Source organism: Nonomuraea mangrovi (assembly GCF_042681425.1).
GTDB lineage: Bacteria > Actinomycetota > Actinomycetes > Streptosporangiales > Streptosporangiaceae > Nonomuraea > Nonomuraea mangrovi.
Genome location: NZ_JBHUFV010000094.1, coordinates 16,403 through 36,341, shown reverse-complemented (window position 1 = coordinate 36,341; position 19,939 = coordinate 16,403). Strand labels below are relative to the sequence as shown.

Annotated in this window: 24 protein-coding genes and 2 pseudogenes; 14 read left to right on the top strand and 12 right to left on the bottom strand. The window is 68.5% G+C overall.

Going from position 1 to position 19,939, the window contains the following annotated elements:
- The first annotated feature begins 25 nt into the window (after positions 1 to 25).
- A complete protein-coding gene (locus ACFSKW_RS50345) occupies positions 26 to 490 on the top strand; it encodes a hypothetical protein (RefSeq protein WP_379582188.1) in 465 nt (154 codons plus the stop codon).
- 187 nt (positions 491 to 677) lie between these two features.
- Here the strand turns inward: ACFSKW_RS50345 and ACFSKW_RS50340 are convergent, their stop codons facing one another.
- The 4 genes from ACFSKW_RS50340 to ACFSKW_RS50325 form a co-directional block, all read right to left on the bottom strand.
- Positions 678 to 1,520, bottom strand: coding sequence for a LuxR C-terminal-related transcriptional regulator (locus ACFSKW_RS50340; RefSeq protein ID WP_379582186.1), 843 nt, complete (start codon positions 1,518 to 1,520; stop codon positions 678 to 680).
- Positions 1,521 to 1,787: 267 nt separating this feature from the next.
- On the bottom strand, positions 1,788 to 2,111 hold the full coding sequence (locus tag ACFSKW_RS50335) for a hypothetical protein (protein ID WP_379582184.1): 324 nt from the start codon (positions 2,109 to 2,111) through the stop codon (positions 1,788 to 1,790).
- A gap of 48 nt (positions 2,112 to 2,159) precedes the next feature.
- Positions 2,160 to 2,291 (bottom strand): hypothetical protein, encoded by a 132-nt coding sequence (locus tag ACFSKW_RS50330; protein WP_379582182.1) that lies wholly within the window; start codon positions 2,289 to 2,291, stop codon positions 2,160 to 2,162.
- 87 nt (positions 2,292 to 2,378) lie between these two features.
- Complete coding sequence (locus tag ACFSKW_RS50325; RefSeq protein WP_379582180.1) at positions 2,379 to 2,957, bottom strand: hypothetical protein; 579 nt, start codon at positions 2,955 to 2,957, stop codon at positions 2,379 to 2,381.
- A gap of 85 nt (positions 2,958 to 3,042) precedes the next feature.
- On the opposite strand from ACFSKW_RS50325, the gene ACFSKW_RS50320 reads away from it, so the two are divergent.
- Positions 3,043 to 3,732: a TetR/AcrR family transcriptional regulator C-terminal domain-containing protein gene (locus ACFSKW_RS50320; RefSeq protein WP_379582178.1), complete on the top strand. Its 690-nt coding sequence runs from the start codon at positions 3,043 to 3,045 to the stop codon at positions 3,730 to 3,732.
- A 281-nt stretch (positions 3,733 to 4,013) separates the two neighbouring features.
- Here ACFSKW_RS50320 and ACFSKW_RS50315 read toward each other — a convergent pair.
- From ACFSKW_RS50315 to ACFSKW_RS50305, 3 genes and pseudogenes are all read right to left on the bottom strand, one after another.
- A pseudogene (locus ACFSKW_RS50315) lies at positions 4,014 to 4,433 on the bottom strand (transposase); the annotation flags it as partial.
- A gap of 5 nt (positions 4,434 to 4,438) precedes the next feature.
- On the bottom strand, positions 4,439 to 4,945 hold the full coding sequence (locus ACFSKW_RS50310) for a helix-turn-helix domain-containing protein (protein ID WP_379582176.1): 507 nt from the start codon (positions 4,943 to 4,945) through the stop codon (positions 4,439 to 4,441).
- Between the two features lie 103 nt (positions 4,946 to 5,048).
- Entirely contained in the window at positions 5,049 to 5,867 is an 819-nt protein-coding gene (locus ACFSKW_RS50305; protein ID WP_379582174.1) for a helix-turn-helix transcriptional regulator, read from the bottom strand.
- Positions 5,868 to 5,984: 117 nt separating this feature from the next.
- On the opposite strand from ACFSKW_RS50305, the gene ACFSKW_RS50300 reads away from it, so the two are divergent.
- The 4 genes from ACFSKW_RS50300 to ACFSKW_RS50285 all read left to right on the top strand — a co-directional run bounded on the left by ACFSKW_RS50300 (position 5,985) and on the right by ACFSKW_RS50285 (position 8,217).
- Positions 5,985 to 6,527, top strand: a complete 543-nt coding sequence (locus ACFSKW_RS50300; RefSeq protein WP_379582172.1) for a DUF2231 domain-containing protein — start codon at positions 5,985 to 5,987, stop codon at positions 6,525 to 6,527.
- 53 nt (positions 6,528 to 6,580) lie between these two features.
- Entirely contained in the window at positions 6,581 to 6,988 is a 408-nt protein-coding gene (locus ACFSKW_RS50295) for a hypothetical protein (protein ID WP_379582170.1), read from the top strand.
- Between the two features lies 1 nt (position 6,989).
- Entirely contained in the window at positions 6,990 to 7,643 is a 654-nt protein-coding gene (gene folE, locus ACFSKW_RS50290; protein WP_435192818.1) for a GTP cyclohydrolase I FolE, read from the top strand.
- A gap of 160 nt (positions 7,644 to 7,803) precedes the next feature.
- On the top strand, positions 7,804 to 8,217 hold the full coding sequence (locus tag ACFSKW_RS50285; RefSeq protein ID WP_379582168.1) for a DAPG hydrolase family protein: 414 nt from the start codon (positions 7,804 to 7,806) through the stop codon (positions 8,215 to 8,217).
- Here the strand turns inward: ACFSKW_RS50285 and ACFSKW_RS50280 are convergent.
- The gene (locus tag ACFSKW_RS50280; RefSeq protein WP_379582166.1) at positions 8,156 to 8,530 is read right to left on the bottom strand and encodes a hypothetical protein; all 375 of its coding nucleotides are present in this window, start codon (positions 8,528 to 8,530) and stop codon (positions 8,156 to 8,158) included. The two genes, ACFSKW_RS50285 and ACFSKW_RS50280, sit on opposite strands and share 62 nt — an antisense overlap.
- A gap of 126 nt (positions 8,531 to 8,656) precedes the next feature.
- Here ACFSKW_RS50280 and ACFSKW_RS50275 point away from each other — a divergent pair.
- The 5 genes and pseudogenes from ACFSKW_RS50275 (at position 8,657) to ACFSKW_RS50255 (ending at position 12,933) form a co-directional block, all read left to right on the top strand.
- Positions 8,657 to 9,551, top strand: a pseudogene (locus ACFSKW_RS50275) (chromate transporter).
- A 98-nt stretch (positions 9,552 to 9,649) separates the two neighbouring features.
- A complete protein-coding gene (gene sigJ, locus ACFSKW_RS50270) occupies positions 9,650 to 10,552 on the top strand; it encodes an RNA polymerase sigma factor SigJ (RefSeq protein WP_379582164.1) in 903 nt (300 codons plus the stop codon).
- Between the two features lie 29 nt (positions 10,553 to 10,581).
- Positions 10,582 to 11,319 carry an SDR family oxidoreductase gene (locus ACFSKW_RS50265; RefSeq protein WP_379582162.1) on the top strand — a complete coding sequence of 246 codons (738 nt, stop codon included), beginning with the start codon at positions 10,582 to 10,584 and terminating at the stop codon, positions 11,317 to 11,319.
- Positions 11,316 to 11,714 carry a hypothetical protein gene (locus tag ACFSKW_RS50260; RefSeq protein WP_379582160.1) on the top strand — a complete coding sequence of 133 codons (399 nt, stop codon included), beginning with the start codon at positions 11,316 to 11,318 and terminating at the stop codon, positions 11,712 to 11,714. The genes ACFSKW_RS50265 and ACFSKW_RS50260 overlap by 4 nt, the downstream gene beginning before the upstream one ends.
- Positions 11,715 to 11,748: 34 nt before the next feature.
- Positions 11,749 to 12,933 (top strand): cytochrome P450, encoded by a 1,185-nt coding sequence (locus ACFSKW_RS50255; RefSeq protein ID WP_379582158.1) that lies wholly within the window; start codon positions 11,749 to 11,751, stop codon positions 12,931 to 12,933.
- A 67-nt stretch (positions 12,934 to 13,000) separates the two neighbouring features.
- On the opposite strand, the gene ACFSKW_RS50250 is transcribed toward ACFSKW_RS50255, so the two are convergent.
- Genes ACFSKW_RS50250 through ACFSKW_RS50235 form a run of 4 tightly spaced genes read right to left on the bottom strand, consistent with a single transcriptional unit; the run spans position 13,001 to position 17,292 of the window.
- Positions 13,001 to 13,354, bottom strand: coding sequence for a hypothetical protein (locus tag ACFSKW_RS50250; protein WP_379582156.1), 354 nt, complete (start codon positions 13,352 to 13,354; stop codon positions 13,001 to 13,003).
- Positions 13,355 to 13,389: 35 nt separating this feature from the next.
- Entirely contained in the window at positions 13,390 to 15,561 is a 2,172-nt protein-coding gene (locus ACFSKW_RS50245; RefSeq protein WP_379582155.1) for an MMPL family transporter, read from the bottom strand.
- Between the two features lie 55 nt (positions 15,562 to 15,616).
- Positions 15,617 to 16,144: a QcrA and Rieske domain-containing protein gene (locus ACFSKW_RS50240; RefSeq protein ID WP_379582153.1), complete on the bottom strand. Its 528-nt coding sequence runs from the start codon at positions 16,142 to 16,144 to the stop codon at positions 15,617 to 15,619.
- Positions 16,141 to 17,292, bottom strand: coding sequence for a monooxygenase (locus ACFSKW_RS50235; protein WP_379582152.1), 1,152 nt, complete (start codon positions 17,290 to 17,292; stop codon positions 16,141 to 16,143). The genes ACFSKW_RS50240 and ACFSKW_RS50235 overlap by 4 nt, the downstream gene beginning before the upstream one ends.
- 289 nt (positions 17,293 to 17,581) lie before the next feature.
- On the opposite strand from ACFSKW_RS50235, the gene ACFSKW_RS50230 reads away from it, so the two are divergent.
- From ACFSKW_RS50230 to ACFSKW_RS50220, 3 genes are all read left to right on the top strand, one after another.
- Positions 17,582 to 18,796 (top strand): sensor histidine kinase, encoded by a 1,215-nt coding sequence (locus tag ACFSKW_RS50230; protein ID WP_379582150.1) that lies wholly within the window; start codon positions 17,582 to 17,584, stop codon positions 18,794 to 18,796.
- On the top strand, positions 18,793 to 19,464 hold the full coding sequence (locus tag ACFSKW_RS50225) for a response regulator transcription factor (RefSeq protein WP_379582148.1): 672 nt from the start codon (positions 18,793 to 18,795) through the stop codon (positions 19,462 to 19,464). Before ACFSKW_RS50230 ends, ACFSKW_RS50225 begins: the two co-directional genes overlap by 4 nt.
- A gap of 101 nt (positions 19,465 to 19,565) precedes the next feature.
- Positions 19,566 to 19,937 carry a 3-keto-disaccharide hydrolase gene (locus ACFSKW_RS50220; RefSeq protein ID WP_379582230.1) on the top strand — a complete coding sequence of 124 codons (372 nt, stop codon included), beginning with the start codon at positions 19,566 to 19,568 and terminating at the stop codon, positions 19,935 to 19,937.
- Positions 19,938 to 19,939: the final 2 nt, after the last annotated feature.

Here is a 19,939-nt window from a genome sequence, read left to right as displayed (position 1 = left end):
GCGGTGACAGCACAGCGAGAGTGCCGTGGCAGTGCGCTCCGCCCCCCTCGCCGACCTCGTCTACGTCGCCGACGTCCAGGCAGCGGTCGAGGCCGAGCTGGCCAGCAGGCGTGATCACGCCGAACAGGTTGGTCCCATATACCCGCCCCACGACTCCCAACGGGGCGGTACTGGGCCGGCCGTCCTCCGGTCTATCCACGATGCCGGCGTTGTTGATAAGGATGTCGGGCCTGCCGCACTCCTGCTCGATTCATTGCGCCGCCCGCACACCGGCGGCATCGGTGACGTCAAGCCGGATGTGCGGCTGACCGATTCGCGCGGCGGCGGCAGCCTTGCCTCGCTCCTCGTCGCGCGCGCCCACAATGGCGGTGATGCCTCGTTCGCCGAGCAGCCGCTTCTCGAACCGATGCCCTTGTTGGCACCCGTGATGAGAGCTGTTGTGGTCATGGGGACTTCACTTCCGGTTCTGTCATTCCTGCGGACGTCTTGACACAGGTGTGACGGTGACGCGGTCCGGCTTGAGCCGCGTCCCAGCCCATGGCGGCGCGCAGCGGATGGCGCGGGGGTGCCGTCGGTGCGCGCGTCGATCCCGGCTAGGTGACGTCACTGGCCATTGAAGTGGATCGTGCCAACGGGAGCATGGGTGCAGGGGCGAGGATCGCCAGGTAGAGCTGGCTCTACCTTTGCTGATTGCGAAGGTAGGCGAGTACTGCCAGTACGCGCCGGTGGTCGCTCTCGTCAGGGGACAGCTCGAGCTTGGTGAAGATGTTCGCCACGTGTTTGGTGACTGTGACGTCCATGATCGACAGGGTGCGGGCGATGGCGCGGTTGGATCTGCCCTGCGACATCAGCGAGAGCACCTCGCGCTCGCGGCGGGTGAGTCGCTCCAGCTGATCGGAGGCCGCCATGACGTCGCTGCCGCCTGCCCAAGTCCGTTCGAAGAGATCGACCAAGGCCATGACCATGCTCGGCTGCCTGATCACGAGAGCCCCCACGGGGCGCGCATCGGGCGAGACCGCCAGGAACGCGACCACTCGATCGAACACCAGCATTTCTCTCAGCGGCTCATCGCTGACGCGGTGCAGGTCACCTGCCGCATGCAGCTCTCTCACCCGGGCGGCCTGGTCAGGGCTGCTCATCAGCTCAGCGCGCACGATTGTGCGGAACGTGGCGCCACGCCGCAGAGCCTCCATGGTGATGAGCCGGGCCCCCTTCGAGTCGCGGTGCCTCGCGTCCCCTGCGCGCATCGCGAGGATCTCGTCCGCCGAGGAAGTGAGGTCGCGCACCCGCTGCCACACGGCGGCGTTGTCATCGACGCGCTCCACGTCGTGCGCGGTGGCGGGCCGGCCCGCCTGCGCCGCGGCGATCTTGTTCAGCTCGTGCGCGATTCTTTCCAGACGCGCCCGGTACGGTTCAACTTCGCCTCGCGCTTCTCCTCCGCCGTAGTGGAGAGGTGTTGTTGTCGGAGTGGGGAGCAAAGCCGGCCGTCGGCTGCCTTGACTGCCCGGATCTTCGTGCATTCGATCAATCCTCAGGTCATCATCTCGTCGCTACCGGTCGCGGCGGGTCAGGAGCGTGTGGTGGCACTGGCCCATGGCGGCACACATCGAATTGCCAGCCGGTTCGCCCGGCTGTGAAGCCCAACTGGAAGCCGGTCACGACTGGTGCGCCAGCAAGTGTTCGGGTGCGAGCTGTCGGACGGGTTGCTGCTATGGCGCCAACCCGAACGGCCTGGCGATGTCGCTCGCCCCGGACGTCGGCCGCTCGGCCGGAGCCAGGTAGCAGTCTTAGGAAAGTGCGAGCAGGAGGATGACGAGAAGTGATCCCACGGTCGTCAGGATGAGGCGGGTGTTGACGCCCGGGTGGAACCAGCCGGAGAAGGCGGCTCGCGCGGCTCTGACCAGCGCGCTGACGTCGAGGCCACGCAATTCGGCGTCGGCGGACTTGGTAAAAGCGGTCTCGACGTAGCGGACGGTGAACACCTGGTCGTCGATGATGAGCCCTCCATCGACGAGCAAGAGCGACTGGAAGATCCACGACGCGATCTGGTCGGCACCGTTGCCTGCCAGGTTGAGCGAGGCCAGCAAGGTGAGGATCACAGCGACCGACATCGCGACCGCGACGCTGGGTTGCTCACTCCGAAGTTGAACCCATGCGGGTCAGCAGGTCGACTCGGCCGACCCCCGGCGACCCATCTCGGCCTCGGCGGCCTCGCGCATCGCCTTGACCTCAATGCGCTGCAGGGTGCGGTCATGACGTTCTTCTTCGCCAAGCCGCACGGGGTTGTTCATCGATCCCAGCATGACCGCTCCCCCTGGGAGGCCGTTGAGCCGGCGTGGCCGCGGGACGAGCCGAGTCCCGGATGCCAGGACCGCCCGCTACGTCCTGCGGAAGTACGTTCTCGCCGACGGAAGCGCGAGCAGGATGACGACGAGCAGCGAGCCCAGGGTGGTCAGGGCGAGCTTGGCGACGTTCGCGTAGGGAAGCCAGCCGGGCATGGCGTGCGTGGCCGCGCCGACCAGGGCCGGGACATCGATGCGGGCGAGAGTGGAGTCGCCCGAGCTCTTGAAGGCGGATTCCAGGAGCTGGACGGTGAACAGCTGACTGGGGATGATCACGGCTCCCATGGCGAAGAGGATGGGGTGGAAGATCCAGCTGAGGATCCGGCCGGCCCTCTTTCCTGCCAGGTTGAGCGCGGCCAGCGCCACCAGGATCAGGACGAGCACGATGGCCAGCGTCTCGCTTCCCCCGAAGTCGATGCCGTGCTGGGCCAGGACGGCGGCGGGCACACCCTGCCGCGTGATCTCCGCCTCGGCAGCCGCCTGCGCGCCCGCCCCGTAAAGGAGAACGACGAGGGTGCCCAAGAGGAAGGGCACAACGGTCAGAATTTGCAGCGTCGCGGCGACGGTGACGCTGCGGGGGCGGCGCGTTCGTCGGGTGTGTGCGTGGCGGGTCATGATGGCTCCTCGATGGGCTCGACTTGAACTAAGTGCAACTATACGATCGCGTTGAACTAAGTTCAAGTCTGGCTATCCTTAGCGTATGCCCCGTGACACGCTGTCCAAAGAGCAGATCGTCCTGGCGGCCGTCCAGGTCCTCGACGCCGAGGGCGTGAACGGCCTGAACATGCGGCGCCTGGGAGCCCACCTGGGCTCGGCGGCCACGGCGATGTACCACCACGTGAAGAGCAAGGACAAGCTGGTGGTGCTCGCCGCCGATCACGTCTTCAGCGAGATCGGGCTGCCTGACCTCGGCGCGGCTGGATGGCGGGAGGGCGCGGCGACGCTGGCCCGCGGCGCCTATGCGATGATCATCCGTCATTTCTGGCTGATCCCCGCCATGAGCACGCACCTCATCTACGGCCCCAACAAGGCCCGATACGACGAGCGATGCCTGGCCGTCTACGAAAGCGCGGGGTTCGCCGGCCCGGAGGCCGACCAGGCCGCCGCGACGGTCCTGATGTTCGCGATCGGCGCCGCGCAGGGAGAGGCCGCCGAGTCCGCGTGGCGGGCGCAGCTGCGCCGTACGGGAGCGGACGCGGAACAGCAGCTGCGCGACGCCATCGCGGAAGTCGGCGAGGTCTCCCACCAGTTCCCCCGACTGCGCGCCCGCCTCACAGCCTCGGCAGCCACCTCCACCCTTTCGTCCGAGGCCACCTTTGAGTTCGGACTGCAGTCCATCCTGGACGGTCTGCAGGCGCGACTCGCGTCCGGCTCCCTACCGCCTCGTTGATATCGCTGGCCGCATCGACGATCACCGGCTGAACCGTGACGCACCCGAAAGGAAGAGCACGATGATTTCCTGCAGAGCCTCACGAACGCGTCCTCGCGTGAGGCACTGTCACGCGAGGAGCGCGAGCTTCCGTCACCGAGCCCGAGGCCTCGATGCTGGAGTTGCGCCGCGCTGCAGCGGTCGCGCGGCTCTGGGAGCCGGACGGCCCAGATCCAGGGACCGGCACGGGCGTTGAGCTGGGTCGTCGCTACGGTAGTGGCGTAGGCGATCTCGCTGGGGTCGGCGAAGGTCTGCCCGGCTAAGGCCTGGCGGCGAAACAGGCGCCACCATGCTTCTTGCAGATTGAGCCAGCAGGCGCCCTTCGGGATGAACACTTGCTGGATCCGGGGGTGCCCGGTAAGCCATTCGCGGGTGGAGACGCTGGTGTGGCTGGACAGGTTGTCGGTGATCACCGCGATGGTGCCGGTCGGGTTGCTCTGCTCCAGCAGGGCTAGGAAGCGCTGCCATCCGGCGCTGTTACGCGAGGCGGAACATAGGGTGACCGCGTGACCGTCTGCGATGCGTAAGCCGCCGTAGATCCAGGTCTTCTCCGGTCCGCGGCTATAGGCCAGGGCCGCCTTGATCGGCCGTCCGTCGGTGCTCCAGCCGGGGGCAGGGTCAAAGGTTCGAGGAAGAACGGGGCCAAGTTCGTCGGCCGCCACGACCGTCACTCCCGGCGGCGGGCAGGTGTAGAGGGAAACGACGCGGGTTCTTTTGGGGCGAACTGTGGGTCATGGCTGGTGGCCCAGGAACGGGGCCGTCGCCAGCGCACGCCTTCGGCCAGCAGGATCCGCCGCACCTGCGAGCGCGCCACCATGATGCCCAGCTGGTGGGCGGCCTCGACCAGGGTATCCAGCGTCCAGTTGCCCGGCCCGCTCTCTTGGGCCGCGGTCAGCTCGCCGGTTGCCTGATCGCGCACCGGTCGGCCCGGCGGCCATGTGCGGGTCAGCGCGATGAGCTGCGAGTTGAAGCGTGCCAGCCGGTAACGCACCGTCTTCTCACTGCAGCCGACCCTGTGCGCGATCTGCGGCACCCGCAGCCGCTCCCAGCTCAGAGCGATGATCTGGGCTCTGCGAATCCAGTCGGCCGGAGCGTGTCGCGCAGCGGCCAGCTTGCGGATCTTGCGTTCCTCCACCGCGTCCTTCGGCGCCCGCGCGAACAGGAGTTTCGGCACTGCCTCACCGCCCATCGACAACCCGCTGGGGCCCTGATAGTACGTCTAATCTTGCCGCTCAAAAAAACAAAGCACTAGTGGCCCCTGCCAGTACTGGTCCCCACTATGGCGTGTTGCCCGGGTCATCCACAGGCGGGGTGCCGTTCTCCCTCGCGCAGCCGATGCCGTCGGCGGCCGGGTCGGGGGGATTCTGGCCGCCGGATGCGGCGCGCAGTTCGACGCAGCAGTGGCCCGGACGGGGGGCTAGGACCGCGCGGATACCGGCGGCTTCCAGACCGGCGAGGAAGCCGTCAACGAAGGCGTGGTTGATCCCGCACACCAGCTCGGGCGAACGAGCGGCGAGGGGGTGGAAGGGACAGTTGAGCAGTCGCAGCTCGGTGGAAGCCGGGCGGTACGGCTCGAAGCCGTGCTGCTCCAGCATCGTTTCGCTGACCTTGAGGGAGCGCTCGGGCCCCAGGCGGCCCGGGCGGGTGCGGGCGCGGATCGCCGCTCCCAACTCCTGCCCTCGGTGGCGGGCCGCGCGCAGCGCGGCAGATCGCGCGTCCCCGCCCGGCTCCTCGGTAAGGACCGCGTCGATGAGGATCTCCGCGAGTACGTCGTGGTGGCGCTCGGGAATGCTGACACGGATGTCGGTGTCGGCCGGCTCATAGACCTTGGGCTTACGGCCCACCCTGCGGACGCCACCCGGGCTGCCGTAGGCGGAGCGGAGCAACCCGGCCGCGACGAGCTTGTCCAGATGGAAGGCGGCCAGCTTGGCCGAGATGCCGGCGTCACTGGCCGCCTCCTCCCGGGTCACCGGCCGACGGGCACGCCGTACGAAGTCGTACATCCTGCGCCGCACATCGTCTCCGAGGACCAGGACCGCGTCGACGCCCACAGCGGCGGAGGTCTGCGGCGCAGCCGGATTCGCGTCAAAGGTCATGCATCCACAATAACTCCAACCCATGCTGGTTCAACGTCATGATTTCCCAGGACAGGTTGACCGGGGTGTGAATAAGTCCAATACTCGTTAGTGAAACCTCTGGAGAGGAGGCGTGCCATGTCCAGCGAATCGCAGCACGCCAAGCGGCCGGTCAGCGCCATGCTCGCCGGCCCCTACGGGCACCCGTTCCATCCCATCCTGGTCACCGTGCCGATCGGAGCGTGGGTAGGCGGTCTCGTCTTCGACGTCGCCTCCCATATCGTCGAGGACCCGGACTTCCTCGCCCGAGGAGCCATGTGGCTGATCGCGCTGGGTGTGATCGGCGCCCTGGCCGCGGCCATGGTGGGCCTGCTGGATCTGCTGGCTATCCCCACCGGTACGCGGGCGTTCCGTGTCGGCCTCATCCACATGACGCTGAACCTGCTGGTGACCGCCGCCTACGCGGGCAATTTCCTGTGGCGGTATGCCGGACAGGGGCCATCCGGCAGCGTCGGCGTGGACCAGCTCACGCTGAATGCCGTGAGCCTGGCCGTGCTCGGCGTCTCGGGATATCTGGGCGGCAAGCTCGCCTACCACTACGGCGTGCGGGTCGCGGACGAGGCGATGCAGGCCGAGGGTTTCGTCCCTGTTCAGCGGCGGCCCGGCCGTCGTACCGGCTGACCACGCTCCATCTCCATCCCCGGCGCATCCGCACCTCGACATCGGGAGTTCCCATGGCCATCGCCGCACTGATCACCTGGGTGATCACCGCTCTCGGCGGCTTCTACATGCTCGGCACCTGGATCGCGCGCGGCGGCGTCCGAGGCGGCACCAGCCGCCTGCCCGTCCCGGTCATCTTCGGCCACCTCGCGCTCGCCGCCATCGGTCTCGTCGTGTGGATCACCTATGTGATCACTGACACAGGCGCGCTGACCTGGACCGCCTTCGGCCTGCTCGTGCCCGTCGCCGCACTGGGATTCCTGATGCTCGCCCGTTGGATCCCGGTCCGCCGGGCCAGCGCAGCCGCGCCGACGGGGCCGGCCGAACGACATTTCCCGGTAGCCGTGGTCATAGGGCACGGCCTGGCCGCCCTCGTGACCGTGGTCCTGGTACTGCTCACCGCGCTCGGCATCGGAGGCTGACATGACTCGGCACCCCCACGCGACGTTGCGTATGGCCCTGGACTCCTCCCAGCCGCCGATGACGATGCCCAACGCGCTGCACGTCGTCCATGACGTCAAGGAGACGGACCTGGCGGCCGCCGAACTCGCCGCCGGGCAGTTCCTCCAGGCTCTTGGCATCAGCACCGAATCCGAGAGCATGCGCGGCACACCCGGTCGGATGGCCCGCGCCTACGCCGAACTGTTCAGCCCCCGACCGTTCGAGCTGACCACCTTCCCCAACGACGAGGGATACGACGAACTGGTCCTCGCCCGCAACATCCCGCTGCGATCCGTCTGCGAACACCACCTCCTGCCCTTCGTCGGCACCGCCCACATCGGTTACCTCCCCGGACACCGGATACTGGGCCTGTCGAAACTCGCCCGCGTCCTGGAGCATTTCGCCTGCCGCCCCCAGGTACAGGAACGCCTTACCAAACAGGTCGCCGACTGGCTCCAGACCCACCTGGACCCCCAAGGCGTCGGCGTCGTGATCCAGGCCGAACACACCTGCATGACCCTGCGCGGTGTCCAGGCCATCGGCGCCACCACCACGACCTCAACCCTCCTCGGCCTGCTGCGTACCGACGGCCGATCACGCGGCGAATTCCTCACCCTGACCGGCATGCCAGGCTGACCGGCGGCAGTTTAGGGGGGCGGAACACACAGCGGCGGGCTCTGACGCGACGTCGCTGGCATCCAGCACCTGCTCGCCGGCGGCGGCCAACTGCTGGGCGATGCCGCGGCCCAGACCGCTAGCGTACAACCATCTTCAAGCCGTCCCACGCGACCAGGCCGTGCTCACCCAGCCTGGACTCACCGACGCCGAACGCTACATCGGCAACAGCCACGACATCATCGAGTACTTCGGCGCGACCCGCGGCGAGCTGACCATCGAGTTCCACGACCCCGCGAAGATGGGCCTGGACACCAGCCGCTTCGACCGGGCCCGTGTCCACGCCCACGCCTGCGGCATCATCAACGGCAGCGCCTACATGCTCCACCTGGTCCGCGACACCGATGACGGCTTCGAACTGCGCAGCCGCTACATCTTCGATCGCGGCACCTTCCCCGTGGCCTCGGGCGAGGACCCGCGCGAGGCCGCCCGCTCCTTCGCCTACGAAATGCTCATCCACGACCAGAGCGAGTTCACCCACCTGTCGACCTTCCTAGCCGACATCTACCACGAATTCGGCCCAGGATCGGCCTAGCGGCGTGGTCGTCGAGGTGCCGGCTGATGGTCTTGAGCGCCGCTCGGAGTTCGGGTGGCGCTTGGGGTTGGTCGGCGGCCGTCAGCGGGAGGAGTAACCGGTTGTAGATCTTGGTGTAGAAGACCGCCATGCGTATGCCGTCGTCGGCGACGGCGTAGCGGTTGGAGCGGGGGAGGCGGCGCAGGTCATAGGTCATCTGGCCTGTCGTGTAGGCGGTGCTGCCGGGTAGTCCCATCATCAAGACGCGAAGGTTGTTGTTGGTGAAGCCGGTGGCGGCGAGCAGCGTCTGGCACAGGGCGCCGGCCAGGGCCATGACCCGAGGATTGCCGAAGCGTAGCACCGGGGTCCTGCGCCCCACCTCGTCTATGGCGGGGTGGGCAATCCGCTCAAAGGCGGACTCGCAAGGACGCGGCCCTCGGCGGCACGTTCGACCTGCAGTATGGGCGGGTTGGCGGCGCGGGCCTTGGAGCCAGCCAAACACTCGAATCAAGGTCAGATACAGCAGAGGAACCGGCACAGACCGCGATCTTGCCCGCGAGGCCTCTGGAGGTCAAAGCCGCAGATCAGGTACCACCCGACGAGTTATGAAGCGGTACACCTACACCACGCGCAGCCGAGTTGGCGTTCAGCGGGCAGGATCCTCGCGGTCGGCCTGGTGGTCTGGTGGCTGACGGTGGCGGCGGTCGCACTGCTGCTCGGCCCCGGCAGCGTCTACACCGCCCAGGGCCTGTTCTTCTCCGGCACCGCCCTGATCACGTTCGGCGGCGCCTATGCGGTGCTGGCCTTCGTCGCCCAGCGTGCGGTGGAGACCTATGCCTGGCTCACACCCGGCGAGGTGGTGCGCGGTCTGGCCCTGGCCGAGACCACGCCCGGCCCTCTCATCATGGTCGTGCAGTTCGTCGCGTTCCTCGGCGCCTACCGTGACCCCGGCCTGCTCACACCCTGGGCCGGTGCACTGGTCGGCGCACTGCTGACCACCTGGGTCACCTTCGTGCCGTGCTTCCTGTTCATCTTCCTCGGCGCCTTACGTGGAGAAGCTGCGCCCCAATGCCGCCATCAGCGCGGCGCTGACCGGCATCACCGCCGCCATCGTCGGCGTCATCGCCAACCTCGCCCTCTACTTCGCCGAACACACCCTGTTCACGTCCACGTTCACCTGGCTGAGCGGGCCGTTCCAGGTCCAGCTCCCCGAACTGGCCACGCTCAGCCCCGTCGCCTCCGCCATCACGTTCGCGGCGCCGGTCATGACCTTCGTGCTGAAATGGCCGATGCTGCGCATCCTCGGAATCTGCGCCGTCCTCGGTCTCAGGACCGTTCTGCTGGGCCAGCCGTAGCAGAAGGCGAAGGCTAGGCCGGTCATGCGCAGGCGGGCGGGGGCCACGTTGACGGGGAGAGAGCGACGCCGCTCAGGCGACCTGGGAAGCTGGTGGGCGTGTCAGTTGACGTGGTTGAGGAGTTCGAGCGGCATCGTTCCAGGCTGTTCGGGCTGGCCTATCGGATGCTGGGTTCGGCCGAGGAGGCCGAGGACGTCGTCCAGGACGCCTTCCTGCGCTGGCGCAAGGCCAGCACCGTCGAGTCGCCCTGGGCGTGGCTGGCCAAGGTCACCGCCAACCTGTGCGTGAACCGGTTGACGTCCGCGCGTGCGCGCCGGGAGAGCTATGTCGGTGTCTGGCTGCCGGAGCCGGTGCTGACCGAGGGCGGCGCGCTGGGCCCGCTGGACAGCGCCGAGCAGCGGGAGTTCGTCTCGCTGGCCTTCCTGGTGCTGCTGGAAACGCTCAACCCCGTGGAACGCGCGGTGTTCGTCCTGCGTGAGGCCTTCGGCTACAGCCATCGGGAGGTGGCCGAGGTCATCGACGCGTCGGAGGCCAACTCCCGGCAGCTGTACACGAGGGCTCGCCGGCGGCTGGCCCAGGCGGGCGCCGGCGCCGGACGCCGGGTGGACCGGGCCGCCCCCCGTCACCTGGTGGAGAGCTTCCTGGCGGCCGCGGAACACGGGGACCTGCCGGGGTTGGAGAAGGTGCTGGCCGACGACGTGACCGTGTGGGTGGACGGTGGCGGCAGGGTCGGCACCGCAAGGCGGCCCGTTTCCGGCCTCTCCCGGGTGGCGCGCTACCTGGTGGGCGCGCTGAACCTCGCCGGTCCACGGGTGAGCCTGTCACCTGCGGAGGTGAACGGCGTGCTGGGGCTGCTGGCCCGCGCGGGTGAGGAGCTGATCGGTGTGCTGGTGCCGGAGACGTCGGACGGCCGGATCAGCGGGATTCGCATCATCGCCAATCCTGACAAGCTGCGGTTGTCACATTCCGGTGCTCTATCCGGTTCTGAACGGGTGACCTGACACTCACACCGTTCTTGGGGGTTCCACCCGTGACGCCTTCGATCCTGGTGACGGGCGGCACCGGCCGGCTCGGCCGCGCGCTCGTGCCACAGCTGCTGGAGGCCGGCCACACCGTCCGCGTGCTGAGCCGTCAACCGCCATCCGACGAGCGGACGTGCCGCGGTGACCTGCTCACCGGTGCGGGCCTGGCGGCGGCGGTCGACGTCGCCGATGTGATCGTCCACTGCGCGACCGGTAACGGCCGGGCGGACCTCGACGGCACCCGCAACCTCATCCAGGCAGCGGTGCGAGCCGGCGGCCCGCACCTGCTGTATGTGTCCATCGTCGGAGTCGACCGGGTCGATCTGCCCTACTACCGGGCGAAACTGGCCTGCGAACAGCTCGTGGAGCGCTCCGGCCTGCCGTGGACGATCCAGCGCACGACCCAGTTCCACGAGCTCATCGTCTGGATGTGCACGAGCCAGCGGCGCCTGCCGGTGACCGTGATGCCCGCCGGTGTCAGCTTCCAGCCCGTCGACGCCGGCGAGGTGGCCACGCGTCTGACCGCACTCGCGGGCGCGGCACCGGCGGGCCGGGTACCGGACCTGGGCGGGCCCGAGGTACGTCCCGCCGTCGATCTGGCCCGCGCCTATGCGCGCTCGCGGGCCAGCCGCCGGCCGGTGCTGGCGGTGCCGATGCCCGGCCTGCGCGGCTACCGCCAGGGCGGGCACCTGACGCCCGAGCACGCCGACGGGCGGATCACCTTCGAACAGTTCCTCGCCGCATGAGCGCCCGCACCTGGCTACGCGCCGGCCTGGCCTTCCTCGCCGTAACACAGTTCGCCGTAGGAGGCTGGGCGCTGCTGTTCCCCCGCTCGTTCTTCGCCATCCCCTGGGTGGGGATGCGCATGCCGTACAACGAGCATCTGATGATGGACTACGGCGCGATGAGCCTGGCCACGTCCGTGGTGCTGGGCGTGAGCGTCTTCGTCGTACGGCGAAGCCTGGCGCGTACGGCGCTCGCCGTGTACCTGGTCTTCGCCGTGCCGCACCTGGCGATCCACCTCCGGCTGCTGGACCATCTCACGCCCGGCGAGCGCGTGCCGCTGCTGATCGGGCTCCCGGCGGCCATCGTGATCCCGCTCGTCCTGCTCGCTCTCACCAGCCGCCTCGACAAGGCCTGAGCCCGTCCGAATCCTAGAGAAAGGCGTCTTTGTCATGCTCGAAAACGTTCCGTTGCCGATCCGCAGGGACCCGGCCTGCCCGTTCAGCCCCTCCCCGGAGACGGCCCGGTTGCGTGCAACCGATCCCGTCGCTACCACCCAGACGTTCCTGCCGACCGGCGACCTGGTCGACGTCCGGCTGGTCACCGGGTACGGCACGGCCCGTGAAGCACTCGCCTGCCCGCATCTGAGCAGCCGCCCGGACGCCAAGCTGAGGACGTTGATCGGCGAGCAGGCCGGATTCCTGGTGGCCATGGACCCACCCGAACACACCCGCGTCAGACGGCTGCTGACCGGCGAGTTCACCGTCCGGCGCATCAACGCGTTCCGCCCTCGCTTCGTCGAGGTCGTCGACGAAGCCTTGGACCGGATGGAACGGACCGGGGGGCCGGTGGACCTGATGACCGCCTTCGCGCTGCCGCTGCCGTCACTGGTGATCTGCGAGCTGCTCGGCGTCCCGTATGAGGACCGCGCGGACTTCCAACGGCACAGCGACACCATGCTCGACCCCAGCCTCACGATGGAGAAGCAGTTCGCCAACGCCATCGAGATGCACACCTACATGGGTGGCCTGGTGGCCGCTCAGCGCGAGAAACCCGGCCCGGACATTCTCGGCATGCTGGTACGTGAGCATGGCGACGACCTCAGCGACGACGAACTGATCGGCATCGGCAATCTCCTGCTGATCGCCGGGCACGAGACCACGGCCAACATGCTCGGCCTCGGCACCCTGCTCTTGCTGAGCCATCCCGACCAGCTCGCGCTGGTCCGGGACGACCCCACGGTGGTCAACGGCGCAATCGAGGAGATGCTGCGTTACCTGTCGATCGTCAGAAACGGCGCCATCCGCACCGCAACCGAGAAGTTCACCCTCGCGGGACAGGTGATCCGCGAGGGCGAGCGGGTGGCGGTCTCCCTGCCCTCGGCCAACCGTGACCCCGCACTGACGGCCGAGCCCGACACCTTCGACGTCACCCGCCGCCCCAGCGCGCACGTCGCCTTCGGGCACGGCATCCACCAATGCCTCGGCCAGCAACTGGCCCGCATGGAGCTCCGCGTCGCCCTGCCGGCCCTCCTGCGCCGCTTTCCCGCGCTGCGGCTCGCCGTCCCGTACGAGGAGCTGCGCTATCGCGAGCTGGCACCCGTCAACGGCGTGCTCTCCCTCCCGGTGACCTGGTGACCGCTGGCGTATAGGGTCCGCCACCTGGCGCGCGCTCGGTGGCGGGGCCGAGGAGCTGGCCGTCCGGTCATCGTGACGGCGACGCCGTCTCAGTGCGGCTGACGGACCAGGCCCGTGTCAGCTGCACCATGCTCACGCCGAACATCAGCACGCCGAGCGGCACGTGCAGGCTCTTCACCTGCGCCATGCCCAGCGCCATCTGAGCCAGCGTCATCACCAGCATGCCTGCGGCGGGGAGAATGGCACCTATTCGCCGCGACACCAGCGCGGCGATCAGGCACAGCAGCACGGTGACCACGACACCGGGGGCGGTGGCACGGTGCGACATCCAGCCGCCGGGCGATGCCAGCAGCAGCCCGGCGGTCACCGCCTGGAGCAGCAGGGCGACGGTCTGGGCGATGATCGCGATACGTAAGAACATGATTCTTCCTTTGCTGGTAGAGGGTCGGCGAGGGGTCAGACTCCGGCCTGTTCTTCGAGCCTGACCGGTGCGGCCGGGGCCGGCTTCGACGCCCGGCGTCCGGGCATCCACCAGTTGGCCTTGCCGAACAGCTCCATGACGGCGGGAACGAGGATCATCCGGACGATGGTGGCGTCGATGAGCACGGCGACGGCCATGCCCAGGCCTCCCTGCTTGACGGCGATGTCCGGGCCGAGCAGAGACGTGGTGAAGACGGCGATCATGATCGCGGCGGCGGCCGTGATGACCTTGGCGGTCCCTGCCAGCCCTCGGGCGACGGCCGTGCGGGTGTCGCCGGTTCGCTCGTATTCCTCACGGACCCGGGAGATCAGAAAGACCTGGTAGTCCATCGACAGGCCGAACAGGACCGGGAACATCATCATCGGGACCCAGGTCGTGACCGGCATGGCGGCGGGAAAGCCGAGGGCGGGGCCGAACCATCCCCATTGGACGACCGCGACGATCACCCCGTAAGCGGCGCCGATGGACAGCAGGTTCATGACCGCCGCCTGCAGGGCGATCGTGACCGACCGGACCAGGGCGATCAGAAGCACCATGGAGATCGCGATGACGACGGCGATCATCAGAGGCAGGCGCGAGCCGGACTCCTCCGCGACGTCGATGGTGGCGGCGTTCGGGCCGCCGACGAGGACGTTCCGGCCACCGGGTGCGTTGGGCAGCACCTCGTCGCGGAGCTTGTGCACCAGGTTCGCGGTCGCCTCATCCTGGTAGCCGGTCGAGGGGAAGGCGATGAAGGTGGCGGCCTGCCCGTCCCGACTGACGCGAGGTGGTGTGGCGTAGGCGATGCCGTCGGTGTTGCGCACCGCTTCGACGACGGGGCTCAGATCGGCGTCAGTGGAGTCGACCTGCGTGGTGAAGATCAGCGGTGCGCCGTAGCCGGGTCCGAAGCCTTCGGACAGGATCTTGTAGGAGGTGTAACTGCTCCTGTCGTGGGGCTGAACGCTGGCGTCAGGCTGGCTCAGCCGCATGGACAAGGTGGGAGCGGCCAGCACCAGCAGAACCGCGCCGGCCAGCGTCGCGGCGATCACCGGCCTGCGCTGCACCGTGCCGGCCCAGCGCTCGGCGGGGGTACGGCGCTGCCGGGACGCACCGGTGACGGGCTGGTTGCCCCGCTGCGCGCGACGGGGCAGGCGCAGCGAGTTGATCTTGTAGCCGGTGAAGCCCAGGAACGCGGGCAGCAGGGTCACCGCGGCGATCATCGTCACCAGCACGATCACCGACGTGGCGACGGCCACCCCGGTCATCAGCCGCTGCCCCATGACGACCAGGCCCAGCAACGCGATCACAACGGTGACGCCGGCGAACAGCACCGCATGCCCGGCCGTGGTGAGGGCCTTGACCGTGGCGCTCTCGGGGTCATCGCCCTCCTGCAGGCTGTCCTTGTACCGGGTCACGATGAACAGGGCGTAGTCGATGCCGACCCCGAGCCCGATCATCGCGCCGAAGACCAAGGTGAAATCCGGCCCGGGAACCAGGTACCCGACCAGCTTCATCAGCGCGAGGCCGGCCACGATCGCCAGGAGGGCGGTCACGATCGGCAAACCCATCGCCACCAGCGAGCCGAAGGCGATGAACAAGATCACCGCTGCCGCCAGGAGGCCGACGCTTTCGGCCGGACCCTGCGGGGGCGTCTCGGCCTTTTCCGCCATGTACCCGCCTAGGCCAAGCGTGACGCTGTCGTCGGAGGCCGCCTTGACCAGGTCCACCAGAGGCTTGACCTCGGTCTTGTCCACCTCTTTGTCGCTCAGCGGGATCGTCGTGCGAGCGATCCGACGGTCCGCCGTCACCAGGCTCTTGTCGTCATACGGCGACGTCATCGGTCCGGTGACAGCAGAGTCGGCGAGCCCGGCGAGGACCTTCTCGATCTTCTGCCGGGCAGCGGGATCATCGATTCCCTTGTCCGCCTTGATCGCGAGGGTCAGCGTGTCGCCTTGCTGCTCGGGGAAATGCCGCTCGATCAATTCCTGCGCCTTGGCGGATTCGGAATTTCCGCCGGTGAAGTCGTTGTCGGGGGCCGCGCCGTACCCGAAGCCGACCACCGCCACGGCGATCACGCCGACGATCCAGGTGAGCAGGACCAGACGGCGGCGCCGATAACAGAATCGGGCCAGCCTGGCCAGGGCTCCATCGGTGTTGGACGTGCTCAATGCTTCTCCTCAACGTCGTTGGCAATAACCGAAGAACTCGTCTGTCCCAGAGCCTTCAGGCGATCGTGACCTGGCCGTCGACGACCTTGACCGGGATTTCGATCAGCGATGCGCGCGCCGGCCCTCCGGTCACCCGGCCGTTCTCGTCGAAGGTGGAGCCGTGGCAAGGGCAGCGAAATCCGGGGCCGACGTAGGAGACCGGGCAACCCTGATGGGTGCAGGTGGCGTTGAACGCCAGGAAGGTGTCCGGGGTCGGGCGCAGGAGATAGGCAGGTGCCCCGTTCGGCGCGGTGAAGGGTTTCGCCGATCCGGCGGTGATGTCGGCGGCGGCAGCGATCACCGGCCCGGTGCTCGGCGAGTCCTCCGGGGAGGTCTCGGGGCGCCGGGCGAGTCCCAGCGCGCTCCCCGCGGCCACTCCGACAACGGTCGTCGCGGCCGCGATCAGACCGCCCCGTAGCGCGGTTCGGCGCTTGACGTCCTCCTGTACGGCCGGCCCCTCATCCGGCGTGCCACGCGTCAGTAGAGCGAGTTTGCGACGCACCTTCGCGCGCAGCGGCAGCAGTACCCGGCGCATCATCTTCATGCGGCAGCCGAGGTGATCATGAAGCCGGTGCACATTTCATCGCTTGAGCCGTCGCCCCAGACCACGTATCGCGGTGGGAGCTTGCTCAGCGCCGGTAGTTGCTTCCGCAAAGTGGCGTCGTGAGTGCAGGTGACCCGCAGCGTGTCCCCTGGCTTGACGTCGACAGGGGTGGGCAATGGCCAGGTCTTCTGATTGTCGAAGTCGAAGGTGGGGACGTCGAGCAAGGTCTGGGCCTGGGCGGTGCCGGGATTGAGCTCGACCTTGATCGAGCGCCCGAGCATGTGCATGTGTCCCAGCGCCGCGTAGACCGTCATGGGCTGCTGTATCGGGTAATCGCAGCGCTGGGTGTTGCCGGGCACCGGCTTGCCGTTGCCGCAGAGTTCCAGCAATTGCTGGGCGATGCCCCCGACTCTGTCGCCGAAGCGCTTGGTGACATCCGCGACCGAGGCGGCGCGGTCGCACAGCACACCGGACTCCCCACTGGCGCAGGGCAGTTCGATCGGCGCCTGCAGAGGGAGCGTGCGCAGGGGTTTGGTGGCCGCCGTGCCGTCGGTCAGTCGCAACCGGACGCTGGACCGGTCCGTCTCGCCCGTGCGGCCGTCGGTGGCCAGCAGGTTGTAATGCGCCTGAACGACGATCAGGCTGCCGGGCTTGACGGGGAAGCCGACGTCCTGCTTCAGGACGCTTTCTGTGCCGTTGGGGGTCCAGGCGCTGGCGTAGGTCCCCGCTACCCGGCCCAACCCGGTGTCGCCGAAACAGGTCCAGCCGGGGCCCTGCGTCTCGGCGTCCTTGGCGTGCGCCCGCGCTGCGGCCTCGGGTGCCACCACCTGGACGACGGCGTGGTGCACGATCTTCGCATTCTGGGGCTGGAAGAGGGCTCCGGTCAGGAACATCGGCTTGGTCACGTGTGGATCGATCAGCAGGCACCGATAGTCATCGGTGCCGCCCTGGGGAGCGGACGGCGTATACGACTCCGGCATGGTCAGGTTGACGAACCGCTCGCCGGTCCGCAGCGGCTGCGATGCCGCGGGCGAGGAACTGCCATGGCCCTGGTGCGGCGCCGGGTCTGCCACGGAATCCGCGGATTCCGACGTGCAGGCGGCGAGCCCCATCACCATGGCCACCGAACCCGCTGCCAGGGCAGTCATGCGCCGGTGCCTCATCCGTTTTCTCATGATGACCTTTCGTGTCTGGCACGGGCACGCCCAAGCGCTGGGCATGGCATGCGTCCAGCTGATGGGCTGCCCTCATGGAGGTGTTCGCAGGTCTTTCGCGGGCTTCATCGTCGCGTTGCCGAGCCGCCGTGGGCCTCCGACCAGGGACGGCAGCGCCTACGCAGTTCTGCGTAGCCGTCTCGTGCCCGGCTACGTCCGTCGTCGTAGGCGCTCGCGCAGCTGAGCGGAGTGCTCCCACGCGCGGGAACCGTAGGATCGCTGCATGAAACACCGCGTGATGTGGGCGCGCCTGCCGGCGCAGGCGCAGGACGTGTTACTCGCGCTCTTCATCACCGTGATGCAGGTTCAGGGCACGATCGTCCGCAATACCGGCGAGGTGGTGCAGCGCCCACTCACCGACCTCGGACATCTGGGGTTCGGCCTGCTGATCGTGAGCGGCGTGGTCGTCGCCGTCCGCCGCCGATGGCCGGTGCTGGTGTTCGTCACCGCCGCTCTCGCCAGCTCGGTGTACTACAGCCTCGACTTCCCGGACGGGCCTGGCTGGCTCGGGCTCTTCGTCGCCCTGTACACCCTCACCGCCTACGGTGACGGGCGCCGGTCGCTGGTGATCGCCGGTGTGGGCACCTCGGTGCTCACCGCCGTCTGGCTGGTCGCCGCTGCCGACATCGAGCCACGCGCCGCCGTCGGGTGGGTGTTCTTCCGGATCGGCGCGTCGGTCATGAGCGCGGCGCTCGGCGAGTCCGTCCGGACCCGGCAGGTCATCGCGACCGAAGCGCAGGAGCGGGCCGAGTTGGCCGAACGGACGCGCGAGGAGGAAGCGCGGGCGCGGGTCGACGCCGAAAGGCTCCGGATCGCGCGCGAGGTCCACGACACCGTCGCGCACGCCATAGCGATCATCAACGTCCAGTCCGGTGTCACCGCGCACGTGCTCGACAAGCGGCCGGACGTGGCGCGCGAGGCGCTGCATGCCATTGAGCAGACCAGTTCCCGGGCACTCCACGAGATGCGAGCCATCCTCGGGGTACTCCGCGACGACAACGGCGACGACGGCGGGCGCGAGCCGTACCCAGGTCTGGGGCATATCGACGAACTGGCCGCCAAGGCGCGTGAGGCCGGGCTAGAGGTCGAGCTCGAGGAGACCTCGCCCGCGGCTCCGTTGCCCAGCGCGGTGGGGAGCGCCGCCTACCGCATCGTTCAAGAATCGATCACCAACGTGGTCCGCCACGCCGGTCCCACCAGGGTGACGGTCGCGCTGAACCCCGGGATCGAGGCCCTGGAGATCCGCGTGACCGATGAGGGAAGCCGTGCCGCCCCAGGCCGTCGCTCGGCGGATCCGCGCCCAGCGGGTCGCGGGATTCTCGGCATGCGCGAACGCTGTCAACTGCTGGGCGGGGAGCTCGACGCCGGGCCGCTTCCGGGCGGCGGGTTCGAGGTCAGGGCCCGGCTGCCCCTCGCGCTGAGCGGGGCACGCCTGTGAACGCTCCGATCAAGGTGTTGCTGGCCGACGACGAGAGGCTCGTGCGATCCGGGTTCAAGGTCCTGCTCGACCTCGAGGAGGGCCTCACGGTGGTGGGCGAGGCCACCAACGGCGCCGAAGCCGTCGAAACGGCTCGCGCCACCCGCCCCGACGTCGTCCTCATGGACATCCGCATGCCGAAGCTGGACGGGATCCAAGCCACCGCCCAGATCACCGGGACGCGCGGGTTGGAGCAGGTGCGAGTCCTCATCCTCACCACCTACGACACCGACGAGTACGTCCTCGATGCGTTGCAGGCCGGCGCCAGCGGCTTCCTGCTCAAAGATGCCGGACCGGGCGAGCTCCTGCACGCCATCCGGGTGATCGCCGCCGGCGAGGCGCTACTCGCGCCGCGGATCACCCGGCGCCTGATCGGCCAGCTCACCGCTCGGCGAACGGTCGCCCGGGTCGCAGCGGACCGGCTCGCGGTGCTGACCGAGCGCGAGCGCGAGGTCCTGGCCCTGGTGGGGCAGGGCCTGAGCAATCAGGAGATCGGTGCTGAGTTGTTTCTCAGCCCGGCCACCGCGCGCACCCATGTCAGCCGCGCGATGGCGAAACTGGAGGCGCGCGACCGTGCGCAGCTGGTGTTCATCGCTTACCAGACAGGGCTGGTCAGCCCGGCCCTGTAAGGCCCGACCACGCCGCGTTCGCGCAGCGACGAGCTCATCCAGATGTAGGTGAGCTTGCCGTTGTCCAACGCGGTGGAACGCCCCAAGCGGCGGCCTGCGGTCTGACCGACCCCACCAGCAAGGGCTATGAGAACCCCGCCTGGGTCGCGGCGCATTTCGGCTTCGAGGCCCAGATCAACGATCTGGCCCGGCCAGACGGCGCCGACAAGCACCGCACTGGCGCCATCTACGGAGCCACGGACCAGAGTTACACGCCGGTGGCGGCGAGGCCACCCGGCAAATGGAACGACTACGAGATCCGCGTCCGCGGCCAGGACTACACCGTGCTGCTCAACGGGCAGCAGGCCACCACCTTCACCGACACCGACCCCGGCCGCGGAATGCCGACCACGGCGGAAGTGCCCGCCTACCTCGGACTGCAAGCCCACACCGGTCGCGTCTGGTTCCGCCGCATCCGTATCAGCGTCATCTAGAT

Coding starts and splice junctions, on each gene's coding strand:
- ACFSKW_RS50305 (WP_379582174.1), bottom strand. CDS start 5,867: ATGACCTTTGACGCGAATCCGGCTGCGCCGCAGACCTCCGCCGCTGTG.
- folE (WP_435192818.1), top strand. CDS start 6,990: ATGACTCGGCACCCCCACGCGACGTTGCGTATGGCCCTGGACTCCTCC.
- ACFSKW_RS50230 (WP_379582150.1), top strand. CDS start 17,582: ATGAAACACCGCGTGATGTGGGCGCGCCTGCCGGCGCAGGCGCAGGAC.
- ACFSKW_RS50250 (WP_379582156.1), bottom strand. CDS start 13,354: ATGTTCTTACGTATCGCGATCATCGCCCAGACCGTCGCCCTGCTGCTC.
- ACFSKW_RS50255 (WP_379582158.1), top strand. CDS start 11,749: ATGCTCGAAAACGTTCCGTTGCCGATCCGCAGGGACCCGGCCTGCCCG.
- ACFSKW_RS50330 (WP_379582182.1), bottom strand. CDS start 2,291: ATGAACAACCCCGTGCGGCTTGGCGAAGAAGAACGTCATGACCGCACC.
- ACFSKW_RS50235 (WP_379582152.1), bottom strand. CDS start 17,292: ATGACTGCCCTGGCAGCGGGTTCGGTGGCCATGGTGATGGGGCTCGCC.
- ACFSKW_RS50300 (WP_379582172.1), top strand. CDS start 5,985: ATGTCCAGCGAATCGCAGCACGCCAAGCGGCCGGTCAGCGCCATGCTC.
- ACFSKW_RS50280 (WP_379582166.1), bottom strand. CDS start 8,530: ATGGCCCTGGCCGGCGCCCTGTGCCAGACGCTGCTCGCCGCCACCGGC.
- ACFSKW_RS50295 (WP_379582170.1), top strand. CDS start 6,581: ATGGCCATCGCCGCACTGATCACCTGGGTGATCACCGCTCTCGGCGGC.
- ACFSKW_RS50240 (WP_379582153.1), bottom strand. CDS start 16,144: ATGAAGATGATGCGCCGGGTACTGCTGCCGCTGCGCGCGAAGGTGCGT.
- ACFSKW_RS50260 (WP_379582160.1), top strand. CDS start 11,316: ATGAGCGCCCGCACCTGGCTACGCGCCGGCCTGGCCTTCCTCGCCGTA.
- ACFSKW_RS50335 (WP_379582184.1), bottom strand. CDS start 2,111: ATGTCGGTCGCTGTGATCCTCACCTTGCTGGCCTCGCTCAACCTGGCA.
- ACFSKW_RS50325 (WP_379582180.1), bottom strand. CDS start 2,957: ATGACCCGCCACGCACACACCCGACGAACGCGCCGCCCCCGCAGCGTC.
- ACFSKW_RS50320 (WP_379582178.1), top strand. CDS start 3,043: ATGCCCCGTGACACGCTGTCCAAAGAGCAGATCGTCCTGGCGGCCGTC.
- ACFSKW_RS50340 (WP_379582186.1), bottom strand. CDS start 1,520: ATGCACGAAGATCCGGGCAGTCAAGGCAGCCGACGGCCGGCTTTGCTC.